The sequence below is a fragment of the Ensifer sp. 1H6 genome (genome assembly GCF_001976035.1).
Lineage (GTDB): Bacteria > Pseudomonadota > Alphaproteobacteria > Rhizobiales > Rhizobiaceae > Ensifer > Ensifer canadensis.
Genome location: NZ_MOAI01000042.1, coordinates 25,271 through 46,835 on the forward strand (window position 1 = coordinate 25,271; position 21,565 = coordinate 46,835).

Annotated in this window: 24 protein-coding genes and 1 pseudogene; 14 read left to right on the top strand and 11 right to left on the bottom strand. The window is 62.7% G+C overall.

Annotated features, from left to right (window positions below):
• Position 1 precedes the first annotated feature (1 nt).
• The 5 genes from BKP54_RS31310 to BKP54_RS31330 are packed head-to-tail and all read right to left on the bottom strand — an operon-like array spanning position 2 to position 4,563.
• On the bottom strand, positions 2 to 859 hold the full coding sequence (locus tag BKP54_RS31310) for a transporter substrate-binding domain-containing protein (protein ID WP_057225536.1): 858 nt from the start codon (positions 857 to 859) through the stop codon (positions 2 to 4).
• 38 nt (positions 860 to 897) lie between these two features.
• Positions 898 to 1,680, bottom strand: coding sequence for an ATP-binding cassette domain-containing protein (locus BKP54_RS31315; protein ID WP_057210050.1), 783 nt, complete (start codon positions 1,678 to 1,680; stop codon positions 898 to 900).
• Positions 1,677 to 2,402, bottom strand: a complete 726-nt coding sequence (locus tag BKP54_RS31320; RefSeq protein WP_057210052.1) for an ABC transporter permease — start codon at positions 2,400 to 2,402, stop codon at positions 1,677 to 1,679. Before BKP54_RS31320 ends, BKP54_RS31315 begins: the two co-directional genes overlap by 4 nt.
• Complete coding sequence (locus tag BKP54_RS31325; RefSeq protein WP_084815421.1) at positions 2,402 to 3,121, bottom strand: ABC transporter permease subunit; 720 nt, start codon at positions 3,119 to 3,121, stop codon at positions 2,402 to 2,404. Before BKP54_RS31325 ends, BKP54_RS31320 begins: the two co-directional genes overlap by 1 nt.
• Positions 3,118 to 4,563, bottom strand: a complete 1,446-nt coding sequence (locus BKP54_RS31330; RefSeq protein ID WP_025429453.1) for a M20 family metallopeptidase — start codon at positions 4,561 to 4,563, stop codon at positions 3,118 to 3,120. The genes BKP54_RS31325 and BKP54_RS31330 overlap by 4 nt, the downstream gene beginning before the upstream one ends.
• A 188-nt stretch (positions 4,564 to 4,751) precedes the next feature.
• Here BKP54_RS31330 and BKP54_RS31335 point away from each other — a divergent pair, with 188 nt between their 5' ends.
• Both BKP54_RS31335 and BKP54_RS31340 read left to right on the top strand, forming a co-directional pair.
• On the top strand, positions 4,752 to 5,414 hold the full coding sequence (locus BKP54_RS31335) for a GntR family transcriptional regulator (RefSeq protein WP_038578471.1): 663 nt from the start codon (positions 4,752 to 4,754) through the stop codon (positions 5,412 to 5,414).
• Positions 5,415 to 5,518: 104 nt separating this feature from the next.
• Entirely contained in the window at positions 5,519 to 5,710 is a 192-nt protein-coding gene (locus BKP54_RS31340; protein ID WP_084815422.1) for a hypothetical protein, read from the top strand.
• A 46-nt stretch (positions 5,711 to 5,756) separates the two neighbouring features.
• On the opposite strand, the gene BKP54_RS36895 is transcribed toward BKP54_RS31340, so the two are convergent.
• The 3 genes from BKP54_RS36895 to BKP54_RS36905 are packed head-to-tail and all read right to left on the bottom strand — an operon-like array spanning position 5,757 to position 7,229.
• Complete coding sequence (locus tag BKP54_RS36895; protein ID WP_245317953.1) at positions 5,757 to 6,458, bottom strand: PLP-dependent aminotransferase family protein; 702 nt, start codon at positions 6,456 to 6,458, stop codon at positions 5,757 to 5,759.
• Positions 6,428 to 6,736 (bottom strand): hypothetical protein, encoded by a 309-nt coding sequence (locus tag BKP54_RS36900; protein WP_245317954.1) that lies wholly within the window; start codon positions 6,734 to 6,736, stop codon positions 6,428 to 6,430. Before BKP54_RS36900 ends, BKP54_RS36895 begins: the two co-directional genes overlap by 31 nt.
• A 13-nt stretch (positions 6,737 to 6,749) precedes the next feature.
• Positions 6,750 to 7,229, bottom strand: coding sequence for a winged helix-turn-helix domain-containing protein (locus BKP54_RS36905; RefSeq protein WP_245317956.1), 480 nt, complete (start codon positions 7,227 to 7,229; stop codon positions 6,750 to 6,752).
• Positions 7,230 to 7,382: 153 nt separating this feature from the next.
• Between BKP54_RS36905 and tauA the strand changes: the two genes are divergently transcribed.
• From tauA to BKP54_RS31400, 11 genes are all read left to right on the top strand, one after another.
• Positions 7,383 to 8,402: a taurine ABC transporter substrate-binding protein gene (gene tauA, locus BKP54_RS31350; RefSeq protein WP_084815423.1), complete on the top strand. Its 1,020-nt coding sequence runs from the start codon at positions 7,383 to 7,385 to the stop codon at positions 8,400 to 8,402.
• Positions 8,403 to 8,482: 80 nt separating this feature from the next.
• Complete coding sequence (locus tag BKP54_RS31355) at positions 8,483 to 9,295, top strand: taurine ABC transporter ATP-binding protein (RefSeq protein ID WP_057212938.1); 813 nt, start codon at positions 8,483 to 8,485, stop codon at positions 9,293 to 9,295.
• Complete coding sequence (locus BKP54_RS31360) at positions 9,288 to 10,115, top strand: ABC transporter permease subunit (RefSeq protein ID WP_084815424.1); 828 nt, start codon at positions 9,288 to 9,290, stop codon at positions 10,113 to 10,115. Before BKP54_RS31355 ends, BKP54_RS31360 begins: the two co-directional genes overlap by 8 nt.
• A gap of 157 nt (positions 10,116 to 10,272) precedes the next feature.
• Positions 10,273 to 10,659: a nuclear transport factor 2 family protein gene (locus BKP54_RS31365; RefSeq protein ID WP_057210062.1), complete on the top strand. Its 387-nt coding sequence runs from the start codon at positions 10,273 to 10,275 to the stop codon at positions 10,657 to 10,659.
• A 25-nt stretch (positions 10,660 to 10,684) separates the two neighbouring features.
• The gene (locus BKP54_RS31370; protein WP_084815425.1) at positions 10,685 to 12,082 is read left to right on the top strand and encodes an FAD-binding oxidoreductase; all 1,398 of its coding nucleotides are present in this window, start codon (positions 10,685 to 10,687) and stop codon (positions 12,080 to 12,082) included.
• Between the two features lie 42 nt (positions 12,083 to 12,124).
• Positions 12,125 to 13,900 carry a sulfoacetaldehyde acetyltransferase gene (xsc, locus tag BKP54_RS31375; RefSeq protein ID WP_084815426.1) on the top strand — a complete coding sequence of 592 codons (1,776 nt, stop codon included), beginning with the start codon at positions 12,125 to 12,127 and terminating at the stop codon, positions 13,898 to 13,900.
• 73 nt (positions 13,901 to 13,973) lie between these two features.
• Positions 13,974 to 15,011: a YeiH family protein gene (locus BKP54_RS31380; protein WP_084815427.1), complete on the top strand. Its 1,038-nt coding sequence runs from the start codon at positions 13,974 to 13,976 to the stop codon at positions 15,009 to 15,011.
• A complete protein-coding gene (gene pta / locus BKP54_RS31385; RefSeq protein ID WP_084815428.1) occupies positions 15,011 to 16,009 on the top strand; it encodes a phosphate acetyltransferase in 999 nt (332 codons plus the stop codon). The genes BKP54_RS31380 and pta overlap by 1 nt, the downstream gene beginning before the upstream one ends.
• A gap of 177 nt (positions 16,010 to 16,186) precedes the next feature.
• The gene (locus tag BKP54_RS31390) at positions 16,187 to 17,674 is read left to right on the top strand and encodes a nucleobase:cation symporter-2 family protein (RefSeq protein WP_084815429.1); all 1,488 of its coding nucleotides are present in this window, start codon (positions 16,187 to 16,189) and stop codon (positions 17,672 to 17,674) included.
• Between the two features lie 203 nt (positions 17,675 to 17,877).
• Positions 17,878 to 18,264: a CidA/LrgA family protein gene (locus BKP54_RS31395; protein ID WP_057210070.1), complete on the top strand. Its 387-nt coding sequence runs from the start codon at positions 17,878 to 17,880 to the stop codon at positions 18,262 to 18,264.
• Entirely contained in the window at positions 18,254 to 18,979 is a 726-nt protein-coding gene (locus BKP54_RS31400; protein WP_084815430.1) for an LrgB family protein, read from the top strand. Before BKP54_RS31395 ends, BKP54_RS31400 begins: the two co-directional genes overlap by 11 nt.
• A 22-nt stretch (positions 18,980 to 19,001) precedes the next feature.
• Here BKP54_RS31400 and BKP54_RS37220 read toward each other — a convergent pair whose 3' ends face one another.
• Entirely contained in the window at positions 19,002 to 19,124 is a 123-nt protein-coding gene (locus BKP54_RS37220; RefSeq protein WP_025429467.1) for a hypothetical protein, read from the bottom strand.
• Positions 19,125 to 19,211: 87 nt separating this feature from the next.
• Positions 19,212 to 19,934, bottom strand: coding sequence for a hypothetical protein (locus BKP54_RS36910; RefSeq protein WP_245317957.1), 723 nt, complete (start codon positions 19,932 to 19,934; stop codon positions 19,212 to 19,214).
• Between BKP54_RS36910 and BKP54_RS31410 the strand changes: the two genes are divergently transcribed.
• The gene (locus BKP54_RS31410) at positions 19,924 to 21,171 is read left to right on the top strand and encodes an alpha/beta hydrolase (RefSeq protein ID WP_057212955.1); all 1,248 of its coding nucleotides are present in this window, start codon (positions 19,924 to 19,926) and stop codon (positions 21,169 to 21,171) included. The genes BKP54_RS36910 and BKP54_RS31410 overlap by 11 nt on opposite strands.
• A gap of 251 nt (positions 21,172 to 21,422) precedes the next feature.
• Here the strand turns inward: BKP54_RS31410 and BKP54_RS35530 are convergent.
• Positions 21,423 to 21,565 (bottom strand): annotated as a pseudogene (locus BKP54_RS35530) (gfo/Idh/MocA family oxidoreductase); the annotation flags it as partial.

Here is a 21,565-nt window from a genome sequence, read left to right on the forward strand (position 1 = left end):
TTTATCGCGGCGTGACGTCGAAACCGAACCACTTTTCCGAAAGCGTCTTGATCGTGCCGTCCGCCTTAGCGGCAGCAATCGCCTCGTTGAACAGTGTCTTCAGATCCGGATCCGTCTTGCGCAGGCCGACGGAACTGCCGCGACCGAGAAAGCCGCCCTGGAACCGGGGACCGGTGGTGGTCATGTCCTCATTGCCCGGCTTTTCGGAAGCCGTCGTCAGGTAAGCCATCGAGGCCATTACCAGGTCGACGCGGCCAGCCGCGAGATCGAGATCGTGCTCTTCGGTCGTCTTGTATTCGCGCACCTCGACGACGCCCTTCAGATATTTGTCAACGAAGGCGGCACCGGTCGAGGCGATCTGGACGCCAATCGTCTTGCCTTCGAGCAGCGGCTTCAACTTCTCGATCTCGGCGGTAGCACCTGCCTCGTTCGAAGCGAGCGAAAACACCACGCCCTTTTCAGGCAGTGATGCGAGCGGACCGGATTTCAGCGTGGCGAAGGCCTGGCCGGTCGAACCGTAGGAGTCGCTGAAATCGATAACCTGCTCGCGCTTGGCTGTTGCCGACATCCCGGAAATGATCGCATCGAACTTGCCGGCATTCAGCGCCGGGATCATGCCGTCAAAGTTCTGGACGCTGATCTCGCACTCGACCTTCATATGGGTGCAGAGGTATTTGCTGAGCTCGATCTCGTAGCCGTCAAGCGTGCCGTCGGGCTTGGTGAAATTGTAAGGCTTGAAGCCGCCTTCGGTGGCGATCGTCACATGTGTCCAGGTCTTGTTTTCCGCATGCGCGCCATTGGCGGCGAACATCATCGTCGCGATGCACAGGGCCTTCATTGTCGATTTGGTGTGGTTCATTGGTAGTTCCCCTTTTTTGAGTGGTTAGAGCCGCCGGTTCACGCCTTGATGAACCGACGGAAGCGTTCGGATTTGGCGTTGCCAAATACCTCGTCCGGTCGACCGTCTTCCTCGATCTGACCCTGGTGAAGAAAAATGACCCGGCTGGAGACATCGCGGGCGAACCCCATTTCATGGGTCACGACCAGCATCGTGCGTCCCTCTTCGGCGAGCGCACGCATGACGCGCAGCACCTCGCCGACGAGTTCCGGGTCGAGCGCCGATGTCGGCTCGTCGAACAGCATCACGGCCGGACGCATCGCCAGCGCGCGGGCGATTGCCGCGCGCTGCTGCTGGCCGCCGGACAGGTGCGCCGGATAATGATTGCGCTTGGCCGCGATCCCGACCTTGGCGAGAAGGGCTTCAGCCTCTTCGAGGCACTCGGCGCGAGGGCGCTTCTGCACATGGATCGGCGCCTCGATGACGTTCTCCAGCACCGTCTTGTGCGACCAGAGATTAAAGCTCTGGAACACCATGCCGAGCCGTGAGCGGATGCGATCCACCTGGGCACGATCCCTCGGACGGCTCTTGCCGTTGCCGGCAGCAAGCATCTCGATCGTTTCGCCCGCGACCGTGACCTCGCCACGATCCGGCGTTTCGAGCATATTGATGCAGCGAAGCAGTGTCGATTTTCCCGAACCGGACGAGCCGAGGATGGAGACGACCTCGCCTTCGCGCGCGTCGAGCGAGATGCCTTTCAAGACCTCGATCGGACCGAAGCTCTTGTGGATGTCCCGAACGCTGATGGCGACGGGCGCAATGGACGACGCGGGCGAACTCAATGCGCTTCTCCTTCGATGATGGCGGGCAGCACCGCAACCGGCTGCCTGAGATGCGGGCTCAGCCGGAACTCGACGAGCTGCACCAGGCGGGTGAGCAGGAAGTTGATGGTGAGATAGATGGCGCCGGCGACGACGAACACTTCGATCGCGCGGTAGCTCTCCGAGATGATGCGCGCCGCAACGCCGGTCACTTCCATCAGGGTGATGATCGATGCGAGTGAGGTCGCCTTGACCATCGAAATCATCTCGTTGCCGTAGCCGGGCAGCGCCTGCCTGACGCCGAGCGGCAACGTGATGCGCCGGAAGATCATGAAGCGCGACATGCCGCATGCCCTTGCCGCTTCCACCTGTCCAAAGGGCACGGAAAGCAGGCCGCCGCGGACAATCTCGCTGGCATAGGCAGCGGTGTTGAGCGCCAGCGCCAGGACCGCACACCAGTATGGCTCCCTGAGCACGGGCCAAAGCAGGCTGTGTCGGATGGCCGGAAACTGGCTGAGACCGTAGTAGATGATGAAGATCTGCACGAGCAGCGGCGTGCCGCGAAAGACGAAGACATAGGCCTGCGCCAGCCAGCGCAAGGGGGCGGTAGCCGAAAATCGGGCGACAGCGATGCCGACTGCCAGGATCGCGCCGAGGGCAATCGAGTTTGCCGCCAGCAACAGCGTCATGGGAACAGCCGAAACGAGGCTGACAAAGGTTTCCTGAAGGAAGGTCCAGTCCATCAGCTTCTCCTCACGCCGCGGCTGAAATGACGCTCGGCCCGATGCAGGACGGTGCTCGATACCGTCGAGATCATGAGATAGATGCCGCCGGCAATCAGGTAGAAATCAAAGGGCAGCCCGGTGGAGCCGGCAGCAATCTGCGCCTGGCGCAAGAGTTCGGCGACGCCGGTGATCGAGACCAGCGCACTCTCCTTGAGCACCACCTGCCAGACGTTGCCGAGGCCCGGCAGCGCATGCCTGAGGGTCAGCGGCGCGACGATGCGGCGGAACCGGAGCCATCGTGGCATGCCGCAGGCGATCGCCGCCTCTATCTCTCCGGGGTGAACCGCCCTGAAGGCACCACGAAAGACCTCCGTATGCTGCGCGCCCGAGGTGATCCCGACCGCAAGCATGCCGGCAAGGAAGCCGGGAAAGCCGATGAAGCCTTCAGCGCCGAAGAGATGTCCGACGGCGGAGATTGCAGCGGAGCCGCCGAAATAAAGCAGATAGATCACCAAGAGATCGGGAATGCCGCGCAGCACCGTCGTGTAGACGTCGGCAGCGAGGCGCGTCCCTGGTCCGCCCTTCACCTTGGCCCAGGCTCCGAGTACGCCGATGACGGCACCGGTCGCGTAACCCGACAGCGCGATCAGGATCGTCATCATGGCACCGGCAAGGAGGATGTTCCCCCAGCCACCGGGGCCGAAACTGATGAGTTCGAGGATACCGGGCTGGGTCACAAGGTTTCCAGTTCCGCGGACCCGGCCGCGCGCGAGGGAAGAGGCGGGTTGACGTCATCGGGGATCGGATTGACGAAAGGCGTGTCGTCGAGACGGCTGCGATGGTCCGCCTTGGCGGCCGCCACCAGTTCTGGGTCCGCCATCAGATCGATGGCAAGGCTCGCCATGGCTTTCGCCGCATGCGCCATGCCCTTGTGCGCGGCCGGCAATTTTCCTTGCGCGACCAACTGCCAGGAATGGCCGGGCGTGCCGATCGCATAGGTCGCACCGCGCATCTGAACCGTCGGGACGACCCAGCTTACGGTTCCGACATCGGTTGAGCCGACGATGCTGCCGTCGCCGCCATAGAGCGGGTAGATCATGTCGCAGAGCGGCTGCCCCTTGCGCGGCGCCAGGCCGAAGCGTGCATAGGACGCGGCGATATCGTCGGGGGAATAGGTCGCCTGAAACTTTCGCGCCGTTTCGAGGTCGGCAGAATCGAAGGCGGCGGGACCCAAATGTTCGAGGCAGGTGTGGAGCCGTGCTTCCAGCGGGGCATTGCCGACGAGATTGGCATCGCCGCTGATCACCTCGTGGCGCACGGTCGTCTCGGTCATCAGCGCTGCCCCTTGCGCGATCTTCTTGACGCGCTCGATCAGGCCGAGCAGATCCAGCAAGGTGCGGGCGCGGATGAGATAGCGCACCGTTGCACGGGCCTGCACGACATTGGGCGCGTCGCCACCGGCATCGGTGATGGCGTAGTGGACGCGGGCGCTCGACGGCATGTGCTCGCGCATGTAGTTGACGCCGACATTCATCAGCTCGACGGCATCGAGCGCGCTGCGGCCGAGATGCGGCGTCGCCGAGGCGTGGGAAGCGCGACCGGAGAAGTGGAAGTTGATCTCGTTGCAGGCAAGCGAGATCGGGTTGTTGACGCCGGAAAAGGCGGCCGGATGCCAGGAGATGGCGATATCGACATCGTCGAAAGCGCCGGCCCGCACCATGAAGCCCTTCGATGAACCGCCCTCTTCGGCGGGGCAGCCGTAATAGCGCACGCGCCCTTTGAGGCCGTTGACCTTGAGGTAATCCTTGACGGCGGCAGCGGCGAGCATGGAGCCGGAGCCGAGCAGATTGTGGCCGCAGCCGTGGCCGTTGCCGCCCGGCACGACTGGTCGCTCTTCGGCAAGGCCGGCGACCTGGCTCAAGCCAGGGAGCGCATCGAACTCGCCGAGAATGGCGATCACCGGACCACCTTCGCCCGCTTCGCCGATCAGCGCCGTCGGCAGGCCGGCGACATTGCGCTCGATGCGAAACCCTTCCGCCTCAAGCAGGCGGGCATGCTCGCTCGCGGACTGAAACTCCTCGTAGTTGGTTTCGGGACTGTCCCATACGCGGTCGCTAAGCGCGAAGAATTCCGGGCTCTTTTCCTCGACGATCGACCATACGAGTTCGGTATTCTTCATTGGCATTCAGTGCCCCATATGCGATAGTTACCAATATTGGCGCCAATTTAGGATACAAAAATAAATTGCGCAATGGGCGGCGATGGATATTTTCGGTATCGATCGCAGACTCAAGAAGATGATCCCCGAACGAGGCGGGCCCGCAAGGCTCGCCGGCAATCGAGCAAACAGGAATGTCCATGACCGAAATGCAAAGTTTGATCGAGACTGCGGCCAAGGAGCGGGACGTCACCGATCTCGTTCTCGAGGACATTCTGACCGGGGTGCTGCCGGCCGGCACCTGGCTCAAGCAAATCGATCTCGAAAAGCGATACGATTGCACCCGGCCGGAGGTTCGCCGGGCTCTTGACCGCCTGTCGCAGAAGCGGCTGGTCGAGCACGTGCCCAATCGCGGCTATCACGTTTATCAGCCGGACGGCCGGCGTGCGCAGGAAGTCAGCGATATCCGCGTCATCCTCGAAACAGCGGTGGCCGATCTGATGGTGGAACGGGCCACGCCCGAAAGCATCGCCAGGCTGCGCCAACTCGCCAGCCATTTCGACCAGATGACCATGGTCGGCACGGTGCTGGAGCATTACGAGTCCAACCTCGCTTTCCACCGCGAACTGCTGCTTCTGTCGGGCAATCACGAGCTTGTGGACCTCGTTTCCGAAATCCGCCAACGCACCTCTTCGGCACCGGTCTCGCAGTGGCGCACAAGAGCCCGCGTCGAACGGTCCGCACGCGAGCATCATATGATGGTCGATGCGCTCGAAGCCCGCGATGTCGCCGGCCTCAAACGCCTGATCGAGGCGCATATCCGCCAGACGGGGGATGTTGCCCCAGCTGAAAGCGTTGCGCGCCAAGCATGACGCCCAGCGCTTTCTGGGGGCAAAACCGCCGAATCCCCCTGATTTCTCAGAGTTGTGGCGCTACCGCACAGAACCTAAGCTTGGGCCGAAATTGAGGTTCAGCCATGACAGACACACGCAATCCGCCTGTAACCGATGTCGTAGAGATGCGTGAGGCGCTGGCGGAGTGGTGCACGCGGAACAACTGCACGCAATCGGACCCGCCCGCCAACAAGATCGCGCTCCGGATTTTCGACGTCGCCACCGGGAAAAAACTCAATCGCACAGAAATCCTGGCCCTGCTGTCGAACGGATAGCAACCGTTCGCCGGGTCGCCGCAACGGCGAGAAGTGAGGACCGGTTTCAAGACTGCGCCATTCTGCTTGCCGTCAGCTTCACGCCTTCGGCTATGCGGTCTCTGCCGATCGACGAGTATCCCATGCGGAAAAAGCGGCAGCTTTCCTCGTCGTTCGGAAAGAACGGCGATCCGGATTCGATCAGAACCCCGTCTTCCCGCAGATCGGCCATCAGCCTGTCCGCATCGAGACCGTCAGGGCCTTCGATCCAGAAGGAGGTTCCGCCGAACGCTGCCGAACCGGCGATCTTAAGCCCGTTGGCGTTGAGCGCGTCTGCCATTACCCGATGGCGCAGGTGGTACTCTTCCCGCATCCTGTGAAGCACGGCGTCATAGTGACCGAGCGCCAGAAAATAGGCAGCGGTGCGCTGGAGGTGGCCGGGCGGATGGCGCAGCATCAGGGCACGGAGCGCACGCGCCTCCCGGATGACGGGAGCCGGTGCCACGAGATAGCCAAGCCGTAGGCCGGGGAAAAGCGACTTCGAGAAACTGCCGATGTAAAAGACCCGCCCGCTCCTGTCGAAGGCCTTCAGTGCCGGCGACGGTGGCGCGAGAAAGCTCATCTCGAACTCGTAATCGTCCTCGATGATGACGAAGTCCCTGCTTGAGGCGGCTTCGAGCAGTGCGACGCGGCGATCCATCGGCATGGTCGCACCCGTCGGTGAATGATGGCTCGGCGTCACGAACACGGCGTCGACCTGCTCAGGCAAGTTGGCCGGCGGCAGCCGCCGTCATCGACGTCAAGCACCGTCACCTTTGCGCCGCTCAGTTGCAGCGAGGCGCTCATATCCGGGTGGCAGGGGTTTTCGCAGACGGCATGGGACCCGCGCCGCAGCAACAGCTGAATGACGATCCAGAGCGCATTCTGCGCTCCCACCGTCACCAGGATCTCGTCGGGATTGGCCCGGATGCCGCGCCCCGGCAGCGTGCGCGAACAGATGTAGTTGACCAGTTGCACATCGTCAGACGCGGCGAAGTCGCCGGCCATGAGTTCGAAATCTTCACGCGCCAGTGCCCGTCGGGCGCAGTCGCGCCAGGCCGTGAGATCGAACAGCGACGGATCCATCTGGCCATAGAGGAAGGGATAGGGATACCGCCGCCAATCGAGCGGCTTGCGCATCTGCTTGGCAACGCGAAAGGTCGAGCGCAGCTTGGACGACCAATCCACCGCATCCCCCCCCCGGCTTCGCCACGTCCGCATCAAGCACGTTGAACGGCGGCTTGTCGGCAACGCGGTAGCTGCTGCGGTCGGCCGCATCGAGATAGCCCTGGGTCGCCAACTCCTGATAGGCAAGCGTGACGGTGAGGCGCGAAATGTTGAGATAGCTCGCAAGCTTGCGCGTCGACGGCAGCAGGGCACCGGGCGGCAGCCGCCCTGACAGCACGGCGGAGACGACCGTCTCGCGGATCTGCGCCTGCAGGCTCGTACGGCTCGCCCGGTCGATGAAGAAAATGGTTTCCGAAACCGAGATGCGTGCCACGTCCGATCCCCTATCGGCCAATCTGGACTTATCTAACTTTCAATCTGGCTATAAAGCAAACCGGAAAGCTGCTTTATCCCTTATGGTCGAAAATGAGATCGGCATAACAGTCGACAGATCCCGAAAAACGGGGTCGGAACCAGAGGGAAACAAATGTTCTATTCCAACGCCTTGAAAACCGTGGCGGGGGCGGCCACGATTGCGGCCGGCCTCCTGACCTCAAGTCTTGCCCGCGCCGAGACCAATGTGATCATCGGCTACCAGCAGATCGTCGGCCCGTTCATTGCCGCCATCGCCGACGGCCGTTTCGACGCCGCCGCGAAAGAGGCTGGCTATCTCGTCGACTGGCGGCAGTTCAGCTCTGGCGGCGATATCTCGACGGCGCTTGCATCGGGCAACGTGCCGATCGGCGTCATCGGCTCCACCGGCACCACGGCCGCGGCAACGCGCGGCGTCGATCTCGAGCTGTTCTGGATCCTCGACAATATCGGCAAGTCGGAAGCGCTTGTCGCCCGCGAAGGTTCGGGCATCGAGAAGCCGGAAGATCTGGTCGGCCGCTCCGTCGGCGTCCCCTTCGTCTCGACGTCCCACTTCCATCTCCTTGTCGGCCTTGAGCAGGTGTGGAAGGTCGATCCCCGCGAAGTCAACATCCTCAACATGAAGCCACCGCAGATCGTGGCCGCCTGGCAGCGCGGCGATATCGATGCCGCCTATGTCTGGCCTCCGGCCCTGTCGGAACTGCTGAAATCCGGCAAGGTGATTTCAGATTCCGAGGCGATCGGCGCAGCCAGCGTCCCGACCTTCGACGGTCTGGTGGTCGACAAGAAATGGGCAGCTGAAAATCCGAAGTTCATGGCCGCCTTCACCAAGGTGCTGGCCGAAGCCTATGCCGACTACAAGGCAAACGGCGCAAGCTGGACGGCAGACTCCGCACCGGTCCAGAACATCGTCAAGCTCATCGGCGGCGATGGCGCCGGCACCGTCGAAGCGCTGAACTTGCTCTCGTTCCCGACAGCGCAGGAGCAGGCGTCCGAAACCTGGCTCGGCGGCGGTGCTGTGCGCGCGCTGTCGGAAAGCGCGAAATTCCTTGCCGACCAGAAGCAAATCGACAAGGCGCTCGACGACTACGCCCCCTACGTCAACAGCGCCTACGCGAAAGAGGCTTCGAAGTAGCCGACGCCCGCTCCTGACCGCCTGTTGGTCAGGAGCGCCGCCAACGCCACTCAACAGCCATTTCTCGAAAGGCCTGCACAATGGAAACTCTGAATGTTAGCAATGTGAGCCTGACCTATCCTGGTCTCTATTCGGACGAGGCGGTCATTGCGCTCAAGGGCGTCAACCTCGAAATCAAGAGCGGCGATTTCGTCGTCGCGCTCGGTGCCTCGGGCTGCGGCAAGACCACGCTGCTCAATCTGATGGCGGGCTTCATGGCCCCGAGCGGTGGTGAAATCACACTTGGAAGCCGCCGCGTCTCCGGTCCCGGTGCCGACCGTGGGGTCGTGTTCCAGAAGCATGCGTTGCTGCCCTGGCTCAATGTCATCGACAACACCGAATTCGGGCTGAAACTGCGCGGTGTCGACAAGGCGAAACGCCACGAGGTCGCCTCCAAGAACCTCGCTCTTGTCGGCCTGCAGGATTTTCACCGGCACATGATCTACCACCTGTCCGGCGGCATGCAGCAGCGTGTGGGCATCGCCAGGGCGCTGAGCTGCGACCCGTCGATGCTCTTGATGGACGAACCGATGGCGGCGCTCGATGCGCTGACCCGCGAGACCATCCAGGAACTGCTGCTCAAAGTCTGGCAGCTGACCAACAAGATGTTCTTTTTCATCACGCACAGCGTCGAGGAGGCGTTGTTCCTGGGGTCGCGCCTGATCGTCATGTCGCCGCGACCAGGACGGATCACCCACACCTACGAGCTCGATTTCAACAAACGGTTTCTGGAAGAAGGCAATGCCCGTGCAATCAAATCCAGTCGCGACTTCATCGACATGCGTGAACAGATCCTCAGCATCATCTACGGCGACGAACGCCAGTCCGGAAACCCGGAGCTCCTCCATGCTTGAGCGCGTGACGAAAGCCAAGCCGGTCAAGCCGGGCCGGATCTACGGCGCCCCCGGCGAGGGCATGAGCGGACATATCAGCCTGCTGACAGCGCTGACCCTGGTGGCGCTCTGGCTGCTGGTCACCGAGATGCAATGGGTACGGCCGCTGTTTTTGCCATCGCCGCTTGCGGTCTGGGACAAGTTCGTGATCGCGCTGACAGAGGGCGTCTCCAATTCGACCCTCGCCCAGCATACGCTGGCAAGTCTCGGTCGCGTGCTCGGGGCCTTCGCGCTCGCCCTTGTCACCGCGGTTCCGATCGGCATCCTCATGGGCGTGAACCGGGTGATGCGCGGGCTGTTTGATCCGATCATCGAGTTCTACCGCCCCTTGCCGCCGCTCGCCTACCTGCCGCTGATCATCATCTGGCTCGGCATCGGCGAATTTCCGAAGGTGTTCCTGATCTTCCTCGCGATCTTCGCGCCGATGGCGATCGCCGCCCGGGCCGGTGTGCGGTCCGTCTCGATCGAACAGATCCATGCGGCCTATGCCATGGGCGCTAGCCGCCGCCAGGTCATCAGCCACGTCATTCTCAAGGCGGCGCTGCCGGAGATCTTCACCGGGATGCGCATCGGCATCGGCGTCGGCTGGACGACGCTTGTCGCGGCCGAAATGGTCGCAGCCCACCGAGGCCTCGGTTTCATGGTGCTCAACGCCGCCGAGTTCCTGGCCAGCGACACCGTGATCATGGGCATCATCGTCATCGGGGTCTTCGCCTTCGCGTTCGATCTCCTGATCCGGCATCTCGAGAAGGCGCTCATTCCCTGGAAGGGCAAGGTGTGACGATGCACCCCGCGACAGAGCGACAACCGTCGAGCGGATAACCGCTCGGCCCTAAAAGGCCCCTCACTCGACACGCAAAGCCGATCCGGCCGGTTCACCCGGCCACGGCGAAGCCATGCCCGAAAACATCGCCTGCAACGCTTAGGAAACACAAGCCATGACCGCGACCGACCTCTCCGACCTCTTCGACGCCTTCAACCGGCACGACATCGACGGCGTCATGTCCTTCTTCGCCGAAGACTGCGTCTTCAACACGGTGGCCGGCAGCGAAGCGCACGGCACCCGGGTCGAGGGCACTGAGCAGATCGCGACCGCCTTCAGCAGCGTGTGGCAGACGATGCCGGACGCCCACTGGGCCCACCACAGCCATTTCGCCCATGGAGACCGGGCCGTATCGGAATGGACGTTCTCCGGCACGAACGCCGACGGCAGCCGCATCGAGGCCGAAGGCTGCGACCTCTTCACGCTCCGTGACGGCAAGATCGTCCGCAAGCAGGCCTTTCGCAAGAACCGGCCGCTGATTGCGGCCCCCTTCCGCTACTGAGCTCCAGCCAGGCCAGGAAACCGACATGGAACAGCTTGTCAAAACATTGCGGCCGAGCAAGCCCTTCGATCCGGCATACGATCCCAATCGCGCCGCCAATCCCGGCGACGGCAAGGATTATGCGCCGACCTACTGGATCGCAACCGCCGGACCGCCGCCCGCCGATGATGGTCCCGTGCTTGGGGATATCGACGTCGACGTCGCAATCGTCGGCTCGGGATACACCGGCCTCTCCTGCGCCATCCATCTTGCCAAGGAGCATGGCATCAAGGCGACGGTGCTCGAGGCAAACGGCGTCGCCTGGGGCTGCAGCACCCGCAACGGCGGTCAGGCGCAGATTTCGGCGGGCCGGCTCAAGCGCTCGCAATGGATCGAGCGCTGGGGCGTGGATGTCGCCAGGAAGCTTCACGTCGAGATCAGCGAAGCCTTCGATCTTTTCCGCGACCTCATCCGCTCGCCGGAAATCGCCTGCGACCCGCAGGATGGCGGGCATCTCTATATCGCCCACCGCAACAAGGTGATGCCGTCGCTGGAAGCCGAATCCCGCGTCCTCAACGACGTCTTCGGCTACCGCACCCGCATCCTCGGCCGCGACGAAATCCATCGCGACTTCGTCCGCGACAACGAGGCGGTGGGCGCGCTTTACGAGCCCGACGGCATGGGCATCCATGCGGCCAAGCTCGCCTTCGGCTATCTCACCCTGGCGCGCAAGCTCGGTGCCCGCGTTCATACCTCGAGCCCGGTTCTCAGCTGCGATAAGAAAGGCGGAGTCTTCCACCTTCGCACCCCCGGCGGGATCGTGCGGGCGAGGGCGGTGTGTTTCGCGACGGCCGGCTATACCTCGCCCGGCCTGCATTCGCTGACGAAGCACCGGCTGATGCCGATCCTCTCCAACTCGATCGTCACGCGCGTACTCACCGACGAAGAGCGGTCGGCGTTGAATTTCCAGACGCATATTCCGCTTACCGACACGCGCACGCTTCGCCACTACTACCGGCTGTTGCCCGACGGGCGCGTGCAGATCGGCAGCCGCAGCGCGATCACCGGCAAAGACGCGGTCAACCCAAAACATCTCGACCGTCTGCTCTCGGGCCTCTACCGCAAGTTCCCGGTGCTGACAGGCATCAAGGTCGACTACTCCTGGTGGGGCTGGGTCGATGTCAGTCACGACATGATGCCGCGCATCTTCCGCCCGGATCCGCAACAGGCGCTGTTCTACGCCATGGGCTATGGCGGCAACGGCGTCATGTACTCGGCCCAGGCCGGACGGCGCATGGCGCAGATGGTCGCCGGCAAGGGCGGTGCCCTCGACCTGCCGATCTTCACCTCCCCTCTCCCCAGCCATGGGCTGCTGACGCCGTTCCGGCGCATCGGCCAGTGGGGGATGTACCGCTGGTACTACCTCAAGGACGAAATCCTCTAGCCGCTCGGTCGGCCCCCAACCCAACATGAAAGGAAACAGACAATGAAAATGACGACCGAAGAGGCTTTCGTAAAAGTCCTCCAGATGCACGGCATCGAACACGCCTTCGGGATCATCGGCTCGGCGATGATGCCGGTGTCCGACCTCTTCCCGAAAGCTGGCATCACCTTCTGGGACTGCGCCCATGAAACCAACGCCGCATTGATCGCCGACGGCTACACCCGGGTGACCGGCAACATGTCGATGGCAATCGCCCAGAACGGCCCCGGCGTCACCGGCTTCGTGACCGCAGTCAAGACCGCCTACTGGAACCATACGCCGATGCTTCTCGTCACGCCGCAGGCGGCAAACAAGACGATCGGCCAGGGCGGCTTCCAGGAAGTCGACCAGATGGCGCTGTTTGAGGAAATGGTCTGCTACCAGGAAGAGGTGCGCGACGCGAGCCGCGTTCCCGAAGTCCTCAACCGGGTCATCGAGAAAGCCTGGCGCGGCTGCGCCCCGGCGCAGATCAACATCCCGCGCGATTACTGGACGCAGGTGATCGACGTCGAGCTGCCGAGCATCGTTCGGCTGGAGCGCCCCTCCGGCGGCAAGCAGGCGATTTCAGAGGCCGCGAGATTGCTGTCCGAAGCGAAATTTCCGGTGATCCTCAACGGCGCCGGCGTGGTCATCGGTGGCGCGATTGGCGAATCCATCGCGCTTGCCGAGCGTCTCGATGCGCCGGTCTGCTGCGGATACCAGCATAATGACGCCTTCCCCGGCGGCCATCGGCTGGCGGCAGGCCCGCTCGGCTACAACGGCTCCAAGGCGGCCATGGAACTGATCGCCAAGGCCGACGTCGTACTGGCGCTCGGCACCCGCCTCAATCCTTTCTCGACGCTTCCGGGCTACGGCATCGACTACTGGCCGAAGAATGCCGCGATCATCCAGGTCGACATCAACTCCGATCGCATCGGCCTGACGAAGAAGGTGACGGTCGGCATCTGCGGCGATGCCAAGCAGGTGGCAAGCCAGATCCTCGAGCAACTGTCGCCGTCTGCCGGCGATATCGGCCGCGAGGAACGCAAGGCACTGATCCACACCACCCGCTCGGCCTGGCTGCAGCAATTGTCGTCGATGGACCACGAGGACGACGATCCGGGCACCGAATGGAATGCCTCGGCCCGTCGGCGGGAATCCGACCGCATGTCGCCACGCCAGGCATGGCGTGCGATCCAGGCGGCCTTGCCCAAGGACGCCATCATCTCCACCGACATCGGTAACAACTGCGCCATCGGCAACGCCTATCCGAGCTTCGAGCAGGGCCGGAAATACCTGGCGCCCGGCATGTTCGGACCCTGTGGCTACGGCTTCCCGTCGATCGTCGGCGCCAAGATCGGTTGCCCTGATGTGCCGGTGATCGGCTTTGCCGGCGATGGCGCATTCGGCATCTCGATGAACGAGATGACCTCCATCGGTCGCGCCGGCTGGCCGCCGATCACCATGGTGATCTTCCGTAACTTCCAGTGGGGAGCCGAGAAGCGCAACACGACGCTCTGGTACGACAACAACTTTGTCGGAACCGAACTCAATCCCAACCTCAGCTACGCGAAGGTGGCCGACGGCTGCGGTCTCAAGGGTGTGACGGTCGACACGCAGGCGGGCCTGACGGCCGCCCTGCAGCAGGCGCTCGACGACCAGTCACAGGGCGTGACCACCTTCGTCGAAGTCATCCTCAACCAGGAGCTGGGTGAGCCCTTCCGCCGCGACGCGATGAAGAAGCCGGTGCAGGTGGCTGGCATCCAGCGCTCGGACATGCGGCCGCAGCAGCACGTCTGACATCCACCCCATGCCCGGCTGATGTCGCCGGGCATGGGCTTCCGACTTGGCGCTTTCAGACGGGAAATTTGACATGAATGCGGTATCCGAAACGACGCGGCGGTTCCAATGGCTGCCCTCGGCGCTGTCGACCTATGGTCCTGGTCTGCTGGTGACGGCCGCCGTCGCCATGGCCGCGCAGTTCCTGTCGGATCATTATGGCGCGCCCGCCATGCTGATGGCGCTTCTGCTCGGCATCGCGTTCCACTTCCTCTCCGAGGAAGGCAGATGCGTCGCCGGCATCGAGCTTTCAGCAAAAAAGATCCTCAGGATCGGCGTTGCGCTGCTCGGCATGCGCATCAGCGTCGACCTTCTGATCGGGCTCGGGAGCGGCACCATTCTCCTGCTGGTGGCAGCGATTGCAGCAACGATCCTCTTTGGCCTTGCAGCCGCCAAGATCCTTGGAAGAGGCTGGAGGCTCGCCCTTCTCACCAGCGGTGCGGTCGCGATCTGCGGTGCTTCCGCCGCGATGGCGATTGCAGCCGTTCTGCCGAAGAACGAGTTTTCCGAGCGCAATCTGATCTTCACCGTGCTGTCGGTCACCGTTCTCAGCACCCTGGCGATGATCGGCTATCCCATCCTCGCGCAGTCGCTGGGGCTCGATGCGCGCGGCACCGGCATCTTCTTCGGCGGCACGATCCATGATGTCGCCCAGGTGGTCGGTGCCGGCTTCTCGGTGTCGCCGGAGGCAGGCGAGACGGCGACACTCGTCAAGCTCATCCGCGTGACGATGCTGGCACCCGTTGTCCTCATCTTCTCCATCGCCCTTCGAAACGTCCCCCAGGAAGGCGTGGAGGCTGGCAAGCGCCCGCCCTTGCTGCCCGGCTTTGTGGTCGCCTTCCTGATCCTTGCCGCCATGAACTCCGGCGGGATGGTGCCGGCCGCCGTCGCCGAACTCGGCATGGAGGCATCGCGCTGGGCGCTTTTGGCGGGCATCGTCGCCGTCGGCATGAAGACGTCGCTCCGGCGCGTGCTCGATGTCGGCGGCGACGCGGTCGCGCTCATCGTCGCAGAAACATTCTTCCTCGGCCTCTTCATTCTCGGCGGCATGCATTATCTGGGGCATCTCTAATGAGACCACTCGACCGCATCATCGAAACCGCCAAGCAGGCACCGCGCCACATCGTGCTTGCCGAGGGCGAAGACACGCGGGTGGTCGCTGCGGCCATGCGCGCCCGCGCAGAAGGTCTCGCCGAAATCACGCTCATTGGTCGGCACGAGATCGTCGCCGAGCGCCTGCGCGATCGCGGCGGCAATACGCATGCCTTCCGGATCGAAGACCCGACGACGTCGCCACTGACACAGCAGTTCGCGTTGCGATATCACGACCTGCGCCGGAGCAAGGGCGTCGATCGAGAGATGGCCGAGAAGGCAGTACGCGAAGACCTGGTCTTTGCCGCCATGATGGTTCGCGAAGACGAGGCGGACGGCACCATCGGAGGAGCGGTGGCAACAACGGCCGATACGGTGCGCACCGCTCTGCAAATCATCGGCCGTGCGCCTGACGCCGGCCTCGTCTCCAGTTTCTTTCTGATGATGTTGTGCCAACCGCACCACGCCAAGAAGGGCGCCTTCGTCTTTTCCGACTGCGGCCTCGTGGTCGACCCGGATGCTGCCGGTCTCGCTGATATCGCCCGCATGTCGGCAGAGTCCTATCAGGCGTTGCTGGGTGACCAGGCGAAGGTCGCGATGCTCTCCTTCTCCACCAATGGCAGCGCCGCGCACGACCGCGTCTCCAAGGTGGTGGAGGCGACGCACATTGCCCGCGCCGCCAATCCCGACCTGCTGATCGACGGCGAACTGCAGTTCGACAGCGCCTTCGTCGAGGCCGTATCGTCGTCCAAGGCACCCAATTCGGCGCTGCACGGTCAGGCAAATGTCTTCGTCTTCCCCAATCTCGATGCCGCCAATATCGGCTACAAGATCGCCCAGCGCATCGGCGGCGCGACCGCCATCGGCCCGGTGCTTCAGGGGCTGGCCAAGCCCGCCAACGACCTTTCGCGTGGCTGCACGGCCGATGACGTCTTCCACATGATCGCCGTCACGGTGGTCCAGGCAGCGTCGCGATAGCGGCGGCGCTTGACCTATCGCGATGTCCGGTTCCGGACGCACGGATTACCGCTGCCAAACCGAAAACAACTTCAAATCACCCGCATGCAATGGTGCCCAAGATCTCGGCCTATAGTTCGGGCTGCGCGTTTGAGGAGATGCGCAGATTGAACAGAACACGCATCTGGGAGGAGACGCATGGATGTTTCGCATCGAAACGATCACATCGAACAAACGATTGAGCGGCCGGAAGACAAGCGCCTGGGCGCAGGCGCAAACCTCGTCTATGGCCTTCAGCACGTGCTCACCATGTATGGCGGCATCGTCGCCGTCCCACTGATCATCGGCCAGGCGGCCGGCTTGTCTCCAGCCGACATCGGCCTGCTGATCACCGCGTCGCTGTTTGCCGGCGGCCTGGCGACCATCCTGCAGACGATCGGCATTCCGTTCTTCGGTTGTCAGCTGCCGCTGGTGCAAGGCGTTTCGTTCGCCGGCGTCGCTACCATGGTGGCGATCGTCACCAGCCGCGAAGGCGGCGGATTGCCGGCGGTCATGGGCGCCGTGATGGTGGCGTCACTCGTCGGCCTGGCGATCACACCGATCTTCTCGCGCATCACGCGGTTCTTCCCGCCGCTGGTCACCGGCATCGTCATTACCACGATCGGCCTGACACTGATGCCGGTCGCGGCCCGCTGGGCCATGGGTGGCAATCCCAACGCGCCCGACTTCGGCAGCGTCAGCAACATCGGCCTGGCGGCGGTGACTTTGCTCACCGTCCTGCTTCTGAGCAAGGTCGGCAGCTCCAGTATATCGCGCCTGTCGATCCTGCTTGCGATGGTCATCGGCACGCTGATCGCCTTGGCTTTCGGGATGACCGATTTTTCCAAGGTCGCCGAAGGTCCGATCCTGGCCTTCCCCTCGCCATTCCATTTCGGGGCGCCGGTCTTCACGGCCGCGGCGATCGTCTCGATGTTCATCGTTCTCCTGGTCATCCTGGTCGAGACGTCGGCCGACATCCTGGCCGTCGGCGAAATCATCGGCACCAAGGTCGATTCCAAGCGACTGGGCGATGGCCTGCGCGCCGACATGATCTCGAGCCTGCTTGCCCCGATCTTCGGCTCGTTCACGCAGAGCGCCTTTGCCCAGAACGTCGGTCTTGTGGCCGTGACCGGCATCAAGAGCCGCTATGCCGTCGCAACCGGCGGCCTCATTCTGGTGACGCTCGGCATTCTTCCTGTCATGGGGCGGGTGATCGCAGCTGTTCCGCCGGCCGTGCTCGGTGGCGCCGGTATCGTGCTGTTCGGCACGGTGGCGGCGAGCGGCATCCGCTCGCTCTCCAAGGTCGATTATCACAACAACATGAACCTGGTCATCGTCGCCACCTCGATCGGCTTCGGCATGATCCCGATCGCGGCACCACATTTCTACGACCACTTCCCGGCCTGGTTCGAAACCATCTTCCACTCAGGCATCAGCTCTTCCGCGATCATGGCGATCTCGCTGAACCTGCTGTTCAATCATTTCAAGGCCGGCAATTCCGATCAGCAGTCCGTATTCGTGGCCGGCACGGAACGCATCATCCGGTATCAGGATATTTCCGCTCTGCGTGACGGTGACCACTATCGCGATGGGAAGCTCTATGACCGCGATGGCAACGAGGTCCCGATGGCGGTGCCCCACCACTAACGCATGTCGCGCAAAAGTGGCCGCGGTTTTGCGCCCCCGACAAGCGAAAGAACAAGGGCTTAGAGCAGCAACGCGCTTTGGGCCATCGCGCAAAATATGCTGTAGGCGTGGCCGAAGGATTTCGGCTACGAAGCATCCATGGATGCGGCTGTGTTGCGGAATACGCCGTGGGGAGATCACCACTGATCATGCGGGAGATGGCGATGGAAGGACTGTTTGTCATACTGCTCTGTCAACTGATCGGCGAGATCGTTGTCAGGACCCTCGACCTGAGCATGCCGGCTCCCGCACTCGGTATCGTGCTCCTGCTTGCCTATCTCTGGTTTGCCGACAGGAGAGCCGGGTCGGAAGATGGCACCGCCCACACCCGGGTCAGCGGCGTGGCCGACGCTCTGCTCAAGAACCTCGGCGTGCTGTTCGTGCCCCTTGGCGTTGGGGTGATGCAGAACTACCGGCTGATCTACGAATATGCCGGCACGATCGTCATCGCCGTCGTGGTGTCGACCCTTATGACTTTGATGGTGACGGTGGGAGCTTTCCTGTTCGCGAGCAGGATGTCGGGCGCAGGAGGGGCTGGCGATGGACACTAGCGGTCGCGTGTTCGAGCTTTGGGTCTATCTCTCGACCAGCCCGCTCACGTGGCTGACCGTGACGATCGGCGCCTATATCGCCGCTCAGCGGCTTGCGGCGCTCAGCGGTTTCAACCCTATCGTCAATCCTGTGCTGATCGCCGTCGTCCTGGTGATCTCGATACTGACTGCCACCGGGACATCCTATTCAACCTATTTCGACGGGGCGCAGTTCGTGCATTTTGCACTGGGACCTGCGACGGTGGCGCTTGCTGTTCCCCTTTACCGGAACCGGACACTGATCCGGCAGAACCTCGTGCCCGTCGTCGTCGCGCTTGTCGCGGGCAGCCTGACGGCGATCGTTTGCGCCACGGGTGTCGCCATCCTGCTCGGCGCACCTGACAGTGTGGCGATATCTCTGGCGCCGAAGTCGGCAACGGCCGGCATCGCCGTCGGCATCTCGCAGCAACTCGGCGGCGACCCGGCCCTGACAGCGCTTCTCGTCATCTTCACCGGCGTGTTCGGGGCAATCATCGTCACGCCGCTGATGAACCTTCTGCGGATCCGGAATTATGCCGCGCGCGGGTTTGCGGCCGGCCTGACGTCGCACGGCATCGGCACGGCACGGGCTTTCCAGGTCAACGAAATTGCCGGGACGTTCTCGGGCCTTGCCATGGCGCTCAACGGCATATTGACCTCAGCCATCGCCGCTGTTGTCCTCGGGCTGCTGCTCTGAGCGCCGCCCTCGGGACAGCCCGTTACCAGAAGGCACCGTAGAAGGTGACACAGCCGACGACACCGAGCACGATCGCCAGGGATGATCGGATCGTGAAATCGAGCAGCCTGAACTGATATCCAAAGCTTCCAACAGATGGCTTCATGGTTTTCTCCCGTGGTTGTCTTCTGAGCGACTGCGTCCCGGGTACCCGGTGATGGAACGTCGAGACGACGCCTATAGGCTTGCGGCCTCAGGCCGACTTTGCGAATCCACCGTCGTGGTGACGGTAGAAAGTCTTTGCTGCGACAAGCAGCGCTTCTTCGTCCAGCGGACGGCGAAACTCGCGCATGAGAAATCGGGCGAGATGCTGGATCTGCTCGCCATCTCTCGGAATGTCGTACTCGATACAGACAGTCTCAAAAACACGCCAAAGCATGCCGATTTCCTCCTTGCTCAAGGCGGCAAGCATCTCGTCGGGAATTCCGCGCATAAGAACCTCGCTCCGTATTCGCGCCGTCCTGCCCGCGAGCAGGGACCGAATTGCTATTGAGGGATCGATAAACGGGCGCGTCGGCGGGTCTGCGGTCACCGCCGCAGTGAGAAGCCAGATGAGCCTGAGAATGACGATCGATGGGTAGCCGGTGATTGGGGCTTTACTGAGGTGATCAGCAGGATCGCCGGAATGCGACCATAGATCCACCTGACGAGCGCGACGAACGGCCCCGATGCCCTGGTCAGGCCCTGCCAAAAGATCGAAAGCCCGTCGTCGATACCGGACAAGGTTCGCCCGAAAGTCAGCGCGCGCTATTGCATTGTAACTGCTCCGTGCACTAGCATCCCCGGCATAAGACAGGAAGCCGGCTGGGGACTGCTTGCACTGCGCTTTGACAGGGGGATGGATGAGCAGGAATACTGGCGGTGTGAGGTTCAATTCGCCTCTCGAGCGAATTCGCAGCGGCGCAATGGTTGCCATGCTTGTGTTTGTGCTGGCCGCATGCGGCGGGCATCCGAAGGGCGTGCTGACGCCGGTCGCAGATACAGCCCCGGATTCAAGCCGGGTCAACATGCTGATCACGACGACGCGCAGCCGGTCGGAAAATCCCGGAGAAATGTATAGCGGCGAGCGCGCCCTGGCGCCCACCTTCGTCGACATGACCGTTTCCATTCCGTCAGACACCGTGCGCAAGGCTGGCGAGGTCGCCTGGCCGAAAAAGCTGCCGCCCAATCCGGCAACCGATTTTGCGACGCTGAAGGCGGACGATCTGGACATGGCCGGCGCCAAATCATGGCTGAGCGCGAGTGTGCGCAAAAGTCCTGACAAGAGCGTTTTCGTCTTCGTTCACGGCTTCAACAACCGCTTCGAAGACTCTGTCTATCGTTTTGCCCAGATCGTCCATGATTCCGGCGTCCACAGCGCCCCCATTCTGATCACGTGGCCGTCTCGCGGCAGCCTGCTTGCCTACGGCTACGATCGCGAAAGCACCAACTACACGCGGAATGCGCTCGAAAACCTGTTCCAGTACCTCTACCGCGACCCGGAAGTGAAGGAGGTCTCGATCCTCGCGCACTCGATGGGCAACTGGCTGGCGCTTGAGGCGTTGCGCCAGATGGCAATCCGCAATGGCGAACTGCCCGCAAAGTTCAAGAACGTCATGCTGGCGGCACCCGATGTCGACGTCGATGTCTTCCGCCAGCAGATCGCCGACATGGGCGAGAAGCACCCGAACTTCACGCTGTTCGTATCCCGCGACGATCGAGCTCTGGCAGTCTCGCGCCGGGTCTGGGGCGACGTTTCCCGGCTCGGGGCGATCGATCCGGAGCAGGCGCCGTTCAAGAAGGAGCTCGCGGACAACAAGATCACGGTGATCGACCTGACGAAGATCAAGGCCGGCGACAGCCTCAATCACGGCAAGTTCGCGGAATCGCCCGAAATCGTTCGCCTCATCGGTTCGCGCATCTCCGACGGCCAGACGCTGACAGACAGCCGGGTCGGTCTCGGCGACCAGATCCTGGTGGCAACGACCGGAACGGCCGCGGCCGTCGGCAACGCGGCCGGTCTGGTTTTGGCCGCACCAGTCGCCGTCGTCGATCAGAACACCCGCGACAATTACGCCGAGCACCTCGGCAGTTCGGCTGCGAGAACCAACCGTGCTGCGACGGCGAGCGGATGCGACCCGACGCGACCGACCACGCCGGGATGCAACCGATAAAAGTAGGCTTGGAACCGGCCCCCGCAGCTTGAGGCAAACCTGCTGCGGGGTGCTTCGGCATCAACCCGGAAAGGGCATGCGCGCAACGTCGAGCGCGGCCGTTTGCCTTCCGCCATCCGGAAGTACTTAGAGCATTTCCAGGAAAAGTGCGAAGCGGTTTTCCGTCAGGAAATGCGTAAACAAGGAGATAGAGCGTTTCTGTGACTCCGCCTAAACCGGAAACGCTCTAGCCCCCCCGGCATGCTTTCCGGCTACACCTTTACCCAGGCGCCGTTTCGTTTTGACGACTGCACGCAGGCATCGACGAAGGCCATGCCCTTCATACCGTCGTCGATTGTCGGATAGGTGACGGCGGCATCGATCGCCTCGCCCTTTCGTTTGGCGAAGATCGCCC